Source organism: Massilia sp. 05N420 (assembly GCF_056397205.1).
Genome location: NZ_JBFTMX010000009.1, coordinates 138,143 through 146,688, shown reverse-complemented (window position 1 = coordinate 146,688; position 8,546 = coordinate 138,143). Strand labels below are relative to the sequence as shown.

The following is an 8,546-nucleotide window of genomic DNA, read 5'->3' as shown; positions in this document are numbered from 1 at the left end:
CGAGCTACGACTCGTCGATCAACGCCGCACAGAACCTGGGCCAGATGCAGAACGTGATGACGGCCACCGCCAACGACTCGGCCTTCCTGGGCGGCGTCAGCGTGGACAGCAAGGTCCACCAGAACGGCCAGAACAAGATCGTCGGCTGACGAGATAGTCGACCAGGACTAAACAGGAGAACATCATGTCATCCATCGCAATCCACGACCTGGCGCACAGCGCCGCACTCGACAGGCAGGCAATGTCGACGGTCCGGGGCGGCATCGCTGCCCTCGGCAAGGACATCAACGTGAACGTGAACGTCAACCAGCAGCTCGGCCAGTTCCAGCAGATCAGCGTAAACGTCCTCAACAACAATGCCGTGATCGGCGCCGGCTTCGTCGGCCCCGACGTCCAGCTGGCCGCCTCGCTGTGGGGCGCGAACCACGCCGCACTCTGAGCCACCCGGGAGAACCGTCATGAAAACCCTGACCATCACCGACCTCGCCCGCAGCGAGCAACTCGACCGTCCCACCATGTCCGCCGTGCGCGGCGGCTGGAGAGTAAGTTCGCCGTCCTGGTCGTTCGGAAACCTGAGCTATGGCGGCAGCGAGGACTCGTCGATCTCCGCAGTCCAGAACCTGGGCCAGCAACAGAATGTCCTGACCGCCACCGCCAACGGCGCCGCTTTCGTCGACGGTGTTCACGTGGACAACGACGCGACCCAACGCGGCGGCAACACCATCGTCCGCCGCTGAGGGCATGCACGGCAGTCGGAAAACCGATAAATTTGGACTACACTGGGGAGACCGGCCTCCGGTCTCCCTTCTTCCAGTACGGAGAGGCATCATGGCTACCATTACCGTCAAAGATCTTCCCACCAACATGGCGCTGGACCACAAGGCAATGTCGGTGATCCATGGCGGCGATGGCGCGCCCTGGGTCTTTGGCTGGATTCAGCCTTATCTGGAGGCGGGACCAAGCCAATTCCCGGTAATCAACTTCTACCAGATCAATAATTTTGCCGACCAGATGATCAACCAGTACCAGATGGTCTCGGTCAACAACACCGGCGCGAACGCCAACCTGAACCTGAGCGTGGACGAAAGCAGCCTGAACAAGGCGCTGCATCGAACCTGAGCCGGACCTGAACCGGATCCGAGCCGCACATGAGCTGTAACACGACCTTCCACTGGACTTCCGCCGCGCACACCGACGTGGGCCGGGTGCGCAGCCGCAACGAGGACGCCTACCTGGACCAGCCGCAGCGGGGCATGTGGGCTGTGGCCGACGGCATGGGTGGACATGCCTTCGGCGATGTGGCGAGCCGGACAGTCGTCGATACGCTCGAGAATCTGCCGCTTCCCACCGACATGGCGCAATGCATCGACGCCACGCGCGAGCGGCTCGGACAAGTCAATGCGACCCTGCGTGCCGAAGCGCGCGTGCGGCAGGTGCCGGTCATCGGAAGTACCGCCGTCGTCCTGCTCGCCTGCGGAACCGAGGCCGCCTGCCTGTGGGCAGGAGACAGCCGCATCTACCTGTACCGCCATGGCCGCCTGCAGCAGCTCACGCGCGATCACAGCCAGGCGGCGGCACTGCGCGCGCGCGGCGAGGATGCGGCGGCGGCGGCGGTCGGCGCCAACATGATCACCCGGGCGGTGGGTGCCAGCGATGTGCTGGAGCTCGACGTGACGACCCTGGCAACGCAGGACGGCGACATCTTCCTGCTGTGCAGCGACGGCCTCAGCAACCCTGTGCCCGAGCAGGCGATCCGCGAGACGCTCGCCTGCGGCGATTGCGCCCAGGCGGTGCAGACCCTGGTCGGGCTGGCGCTGGCAAATGGCGGCCGCGACAATGTGACGGTCATCGTGGCACGTGTTTCGGACATGTCGGGCGACAAGACCCTGATGAACCCCGCACTGTAGTACCTGTGCGCTCAGTGGGTCTTGCGAAAATCCTTCGAGTGCAGGCCGTGCTTCTTCAACAGGATCTGCAGGTGGGAGCGGTTCATGTCCCAGCGCCGCGCCAGCTCGGCTACCGTCCCGCCGACTTCCTGCAATCCCCGCTCGAGGCAATGGCGCTCGGCCTCGTCGCTGGCGGCCCGTTTGGCTTCCGCCAGCGACACGCTTGCCGCGAGCGCCTCCGCCGTCGCCCCAGCGCCTGGTGTCGCGGTCGTGCCGGCCGCCGCGGGCCTGATGTCTTCCGGCAGGTGCGCCAGGTCGGCTGTCTCGCCGGCCAGGCAGGCGAGACGGTACATGATGTTGCGCAGTTCGCGGATATTCCCCGGGTAGCCGTAGCGCAGCAGGAAATCGCGCAGGCGCGCCGTCAGCGCCACCGGCCGCCGCTTCAGGGCCTCCGCCGCCTCGTCGCCGTAATAGGCCAGCAGCAGCGGGATCTCATCCTTGCGTTCGCGCAGCGGCGGCAAGGTCACGTGGATCACGCTGAGACGATAGAACAGGTCTTCGCGGAACGTGCCCTGCTCGATCAGCTTGCGCAGGTTCTTGTTGGTCGCCGCGACGATGCGCGCATCGACGGCAATCGTCTCGTCGGAACCGACCCGCTGGATTTCGTGCGACTGCAGCACGCGCAACAGCTTCACCTGGCCGGGCAAGGGAAGTTCGCCGATCTCGTCGAGGAAGATGGTGCCTTTGTGCGCGCTCTCGAACTTTCCCTTGCGGTCGTTGGAGGCGCCCGTGAACGCCCCCTTCTTGTGGCCGAACAGTTCCGATTCGAGCAGGCTGTCGGGAATCGCACCGCAGTTGACCGAAATATAGGGTTTGTCGGCCCGTGTGCCGTTGGCGTGGATCACCTTGGCCATCAGCTCCTTGCCGGTACCGCTTTCGCCGTCGACCAGCACGGGCAGGTCGGTGGGCGCCGCCTTCTCGGCGATCTCGAGGGCGTCGAGCAGCTTGGGGTTGTCGCCGAAGGTGCCTTCGAACACGAAGCTGCGCGCCAGCAGTGCGCGGCGCCGTTCGCCGCTCGGCGGTTCGGCGACCGGTTCTTCCCCGGTCCGGCGTTCCATGTCGGCACCGACGGCCTGGACGAAACGCTCCTTGTGCGACAGCTGCATGACCTCGTCGCGCAGCGTATTCGCCTGGCGCAGCAGCTTGTCGACGTCCGGACGTTCGAGCCGGGTGGCCCAGCGCAGGGTCGAGCGCATGATCTCGATCTTTTCCAGCAAGGCCGCATACGACATCGCCGATCCGCGCTCGCCGCCGGGATTGAACAGTTTCATGACATCCCCGCACCCAGCTGTTTCTGCACCAGCTCGTAGTACATGCCGCGCCGTGCCAGCAATTCCTCATGGCGCCCCTGTTCGACGATCTTTCCTTCGTAGAGCACGACGATCTTGTCGGCCCGTATGATCGTGCTGAGCCGGTGCGCGATGATGACGGCGGTACGGCCGGCCAGGATGGCTTCCATATTCGCCATGATATTGCTTTCCGACTGGGTGTCGAGGGCCGAGGTCGCCTCATCGAACACCAGCAGGCGCGGGTCGTGGTAGAGAGCGCGCGCGATGCACAGGCGCTGCACCTGCCCGCCGGACAGGCCGACGCCGCGCTCGCCCACCACCTGCTCGTAGCCGAGCGGCAGCTTGCTGATGAAGGCATGGGCATCGGCCATCTTCGCCACTTCCTCGACGCGGCGGCGGTCCGGACTGTCGTCGCCGCTGGCGATGTTTTCGGCGATGGTGCCGGAGAACAGCAGGTTGCTCTGCATGACATAGCCGACCTGGGCCCGGTAATAGCCGCGGTCGATGACGTTCATCTCATAGCCGTCGACGAAGATTTTGCCCTCGCTGGGCGGATAGAAGCCCACCAGCAGCTTCGCCAGCGTCGTCTTGCCGGAACCGCTGCGGCCGACGATCGCCACCAGCTGGCCCGGCTTGATGTCGATGTCGATGTCCTCGAGCACATAAGGCGTGTCATCGCCGCCGTAGCGGAAATACATGTGCTCCAGCTTGAGCTCGCCCCGCAGGTCGGGCAGCACGACGCGCGCCGCGACGTCGGCGGGCTTCTGTTCCGGTTCGATGTCGAGCACGTCGCCGAGGCGCTCCATCGCGACCGTGGCGTCGCCCATGCGGCTCCACAGGCCCACCAGTCCCATCAGGGGCCCCAGCACGCTGCCCATCAGGGCATTGAAGGCCATCAGCTGGCCGATGGTCAGCTCGCGTGCCAGCACCAGGCTCGCACCGGCCCACAGGATCACGATCGTGGTGGCCGAATTCAATACCTGGCTTGCCAGCCCGACCAGGATGCTGAACGATTGGGAACGGTATTGCGTCTCGAGCGCCTTCACGTATTTCTTTTCCCATTTCAGGCGCACGGGACGCTCGCTGCCCATGCCCTTGATGGTTTCGATGCCGCCCAGCGCCTCCATCAGGAAGGACTGGGCATCCGTCGATGCGGCAAACACCTCCCGCGCGTACTCCTTGATACGGGGTGTCGCGAGCACGGTCAGCGCCACGATCGGGATGACGAAGCCGATCAGCAGCAGGGTCAGCTTGACGTTGTAGAAGAACAGGATGGTGAAGTACATGAAGACCATCAGCAGGTTCAGCAGGGTCGTCACGGTCGACTCGGTGAGGAAAGCGCGGATCGTCTGGTTTTCCGAAAAGCGCGCGAGGATGTCGCCGGTCTTGCGCTTGGCAAAGAAGGAATACGGCAAGGACATCGTGTGCTTGAAGAACTGCGCCATCATCGAAAAATCGAGGTTGCGTACCATGTAGTTGGACAGGTAGGCGCGCAGGGTCGACATGACCTGGGTGAACACGGTGGAGATGACGAGGCCCAGGATCAGCAGGTGCAGCAGGCCGACGTTCTGGTGTACCAGCACGCCGTCGAGGATGTTCTGGATGATCAGGGGCGGGACGATCCCCAGCATCTGGATCACGAAGGTGGCCAGGAACAGGTGCAGCAGGATTTTCCTGTAGGGCCGCAGGTAGCCGACGAAGCGCAGCCATGGCGAACGGGTTGCCGTCAGCTGCAGCAGCTGCTCGCCGGGGGTGAACACCAGGCAGGTGCCGCTCCAGCCCCGTTCGAACTCTTCCACGCTCATCTTCTTGAAGCCGACGGCCGGATCGGCGACCCAGACCTGGCTTGGCGAGACACCGTAGACGACCACGTAGTGATACCCCTCCCAGTGCACGATGAAGGGCAGCTCGAAGCCTTGCAGCGCATCGAAGGTGCATTGCACGCCGCGGGTGCCGAAACCGAGCGCCTCGCCGGCGCGCGCCAGGCTGTCCAGGGTGGCGCCTTGCGCGGTCACGTTGGCAAGTTCACGCAGCTTCCCGAGCGTCATGTTGATGCCGTAATGGCGGCACAGCATCGCAAGGCAGGCGGCACCGCAATCCATTTCCTCGGCCTGTTCGACCCAGGCAAAGCGCTTGATGACTTTTTCTCCGGCCCCCGGACTGGATGCGAGATCGAGCACGACGGGCCGCTTGCGCCGCTCCGCCAGTTTCTTCTGGCGATGCAGTTCGCGTTCGAGAAAGCGGATGCGCTCCTCGATCACCTCGCGGAATTTCGCATTGCGCTCCAGGATGAAATGCGCGGACTTCTCCGGGATGACCAGCACGGTGGCGTCCGTCGAGGCCAGTACCGTGGCGGGCTGTTCCTGGCGCATCAGGGAGGCGCGCTCGCCGAAGATCTCGCCTGGGCCCAGCGTGGCCAGCACGAATTCGTCGCTGCTGTCGTGGACCACGACCCGCACTTCGCCCTGGCGTACGACGTACAGCCGGCGGTCGTCGCGCGATCCCTGCTTCAGGATCTCCTTGCCGGCGCTGACGCGCTTGACGCCGACGCTGCGTACGAAATCGTCCAGCTCGGGCTTGCTGACCTTGCCGCGCAAATCGAACAGCCGCGCAACCAGGCCGCCTGCCGAGCTGACCGCCACATAGTTGTTGATGAAGTCCAGGGCCGCCGGGTTACGGGCAACGACCGGTTCGATCGCCGTGCGCGGGATGAACCACAGCTCGGTCTTCAGCGCCGCGCGCGCCGACAGCTCGTGCCGATAGCTGCGCAGCATGGCGATCTCGGCGAACACTTCGCCCGCCTTGCGCACGCCCATGCTGGTTTCCTTGCCATGTTCCTCGCTGAACATGCGTACCGAGCCGGAGCGGATGACGACCAGCCCATCGGCGGCGTCGCCCGCGCTGCAGATGGTATCGCCGAAGGCGTAGGCACGCGTTTCGATCGCGGCCGCGAGCGTTTCCAGCTCCTCGGCCGTGAAGACGGACAGGATCTCGACGGCGGCCAGGAATTCGGCGGGAGATTGCTCTTGTTTCGCAACTGAGTCCATGTCGGTGTCCCGCGAACCCGTCCCTCATGTTGCGGCCGCCGCCAGCTCAACGCGCGGGACAGGCCTCGATGATGTGCTCCTGCGCCCGCGCCGCCAGCCATTCCTCGCGCAGCAGGCGGCGCACCTCCACGGTGGTGTCCTCGTCCAGCGCCGCGGGATGCCTGGCGTTGACCGCGTAGATTTCGAACAACGTCCGGTCGGCCGAGGGGAAAGGGCCCAGCAGGTCGCCCGCCGCGGCATTGAACACGCGCGCCTCGATGTCGGGTCGCAGCGACCCGCGCAGTACCCGTCCGATCACCCCGCCGTTCTCGCGCGCATCGCCGACCGAATGCTCGTTCACCATCTCGGCAAAGCTGTCCGGATCGTCGGCCAGCGCCGACATCATTTCCTTGGCCTTGCCTTCGGAGTCGAGCACGATATGGCTGATCTCGACGCTGTCGAACTTCGGCGAATTAAGCTTGAAATAGTGCTCGATGGCTTGCGGGCTGCACACCTGTTCCATCATCTTTTCCTGGGTCAGGCTGTCGACGATGAAATCCTCGAACTCGTCCAGGCTGATGCCCAGCACGTCGAGGTAGTGGTTCATGTCGGCCGCCCGGTGCAGGCCCTGGATGCGCCGGAACTGGTCGGCGCGCTCCTGGATCGCTTCCGGGGCCAGCTGCACGCCCTGCTTTTTCGCCGCCAGCACGGTCAGCTTGTCGCGTACCATCTGCTCGACGAGTCCTTCGAACTGCCCGGTCAGCTTGAGTGTCCGGATGAAGTCTTCCGTATCGATGACGGTGTCGTCGATGCGCACAATCCCGGCCATGGTCTCTCCCTCGTCGACGTCCTCGTCCTATCCGTTGTAGCAGGCCGTCGGGCAAAGTCAATGTCGGCGGGACGGTGCCGGTTAAAAGCGCAGCGCCAGGTAGACGCCGGCGACGCCCAGGCTCGCCAGGGTGACCGGTATGCCGACGCGTGCGTGGCGTTTCCAGTCGATGGCGATGCCGCGCCTGGCCGCGGCGTCCACCACGATGATGTTCGCAATGCTGCCGACGATGAGCAAATTGCCGGACAGGGTGCTCACCAGCGCAAGCAGCGCACCGCCGATCTCGTGGTGGACCACAGGGATCAGCAGCATCACGGCGGGAACGTTGGATACCAGGTTGGAAAGCAGGAAAGTCGCAAAGAACAAGGGTGCCGGATGATCCAGCTGCACCCCGTGTTCTCCAAGGCGGGCGACGAGATCCGCGGCGATGCCGGTGCGCTGGAATGCATGGTTGACGACGAACAGGCTCATGAATAAAACCAGCAGCTCCCAGTCGACCAGGCCCAGCATGTTCTGGGAACGCAACTGGCGGCTCATGAGGAGGATGCCGGCGCCGATGAGCGCCATATGCTCTCTCGGCCACGGTGCGACAAGGAACGCCACCAGCAGCACGCCGGCGACGGCCAGTCCCTTTGCCGTCTGCCAGGCATCGAAGGGCACTTCCGCGGTGTGCGGCTCGGGAGCCGGCACCGACTGTGCCGCGGTATCGCCGGCGTCCTGCCAGCGACCACCGGTCTGCCACACGACCAGGGCCCAGCTTGCAAGCAGCCCCAGCGCGACGGGAGCGATCGCCTCCAGGAAGTAGCCGTCGAACGACAGCCGCAAGGTCTGGCCGATCAGCATGTTCTGCGGATTGCCGATCAAGGTCGCGGCCGAGCCGATATTGGAGGCACAGGCAAGTGCCAGCAGGAAAGGTATCGGGGCCAGGCCACGCCGCCTGCAGGCATCGATCAGCACCGGGGCAACCGCCAGGCAGACGATATCGTTGCTGAATACGGCCGAGAGTGCGGCCGCGATCACGACCAGCACCGCCAGGAGCCCCGGCGGCCCCAGCGACAAGCCGGCCAGCTTGCGGGTGATCCAGTCGTAGAATCCCCCGAGACGCATTTGCGCCGATACGACCATGAAGGCAAACAGCAAGGCCATCGTCGGCAAATGAATGGCAGCCACCGCGTCCTCGAGGCTCAGGGCATCGATGCTGATCAGTGCGATGGCCCCGAGCAGGGCAACCCCGGTCCGGTCGAGCCTCAGGAATGGCAGCCCCCCAAGGATCATGCCGAGATAAACGATAAGAAAGATAATAAGGATCGTGGTAGTCATATTGTTTCAATCGCAAACTGTCCCCGATTCTAACAAGCTAATAAAATTGCCCACCGCCAGTTTGCGGCACCCCGGCAGGAAACCTGTCTTGGCATTACACTACGCCGTCGGCGAAACACTCCCGGCGGCTTTTTCA

8 protein-coding genes are annotated in these 8,546 nt (G+C 64.3%); 4 read left to right on the top strand and 4 right to left on the bottom strand.

Features of this window, described 5'->3' with window-relative positions; genetic code table 11:
• The first annotated feature begins 184 nt into the window (after window positions 1-184).
• The 4 genes from AC1DIX_RS07945 (at window position 185) to AC1DIX_RS07930 (ending at window position 1,907) form a co-directional block, all read left to right on the top strand.
• Window positions 185-439, top strand: a complete 255-nt coding sequence (locus tag AC1DIX_RS07945) for a hypothetical protein (RefSeq protein ID WP_442122879.1) — start codon at window positions 185-187, stop codon at window positions 437-439.
• A 19-nt stretch (window positions 440-458) separates the two neighbouring features.
• Complete coding sequence (locus AC1DIX_RS07940) at window positions 459-737, top strand: hypothetical protein (protein WP_477323379.1); 279 nt, start codon at window positions 459-461, stop codon at window positions 735-737.
• Between the two features lie 91 nt (window positions 738-828).
• The gene (locus tag AC1DIX_RS07935) at window positions 829-1,119 is read left to right on the top strand and encodes a hypothetical protein (protein ID WP_477323377.1); all 291 of its coding nucleotides are present in this window, start codon (window positions 829-831) and stop codon (window positions 1,117-1,119) included.
• Between the two features lie 29 nt (window positions 1,120-1,148).
• Entirely contained in the window at window positions 1,149-1,907 is a 759-nt protein-coding gene (locus AC1DIX_RS07930; RefSeq protein WP_477323375.1) for a PP2C family protein-serine/threonine phosphatase, read from the top strand.
• Between the two features lie 11 nt (window positions 1,908-1,918).
• On the opposite strand, the gene AC1DIX_RS07925 is transcribed toward AC1DIX_RS07930, so the two are convergent.
• From AC1DIX_RS07925 to AC1DIX_RS07910, 4 genes are all read right to left on the bottom strand, one after another.
• Window positions 1,919-3,217 carry a sigma-54 interaction domain-containing protein gene (locus AC1DIX_RS07925; protein ID WP_477323373.1) on the bottom strand — a complete coding sequence of 433 codons (1,299 nt, stop codon included), beginning with the start codon at window positions 3,215-3,217 and terminating at the stop codon, window positions 1,919-1,921.
• A complete protein-coding gene (locus AC1DIX_RS07920; protein ID WP_477251539.1) occupies window positions 3,214-6,282 on the bottom strand; it encodes a peptidase domain-containing ABC transporter in 3,069 nt (1,022 codons plus the stop codon). The genes AC1DIX_RS07925 and AC1DIX_RS07920 overlap by 4 nt, the downstream gene beginning before the upstream one ends.
• Before the next feature lie 46 nt (window positions 6,283-6,328).
• The gene (locus tag AC1DIX_RS07915) at window positions 6,329-7,090 is read right to left on the bottom strand and encodes a peptidylprolyl isomerase (protein ID WP_442122873.1); all 762 of its coding nucleotides are present in this window, start codon (window positions 7,088-7,090) and stop codon (window positions 6,329-6,331) included.
• 81 nt (window positions 7,091-7,171) lie between these two features.
• On the bottom strand, window positions 7,172-8,410 hold the full coding sequence (locus AC1DIX_RS07910) for an anion transporter (protein WP_477323371.1): 1,239 nt from the start codon (window positions 8,408-8,410) through the stop codon (window positions 7,172-7,174).
• Window positions 8,411-8,546 lie beyond the last annotated feature (136 nt).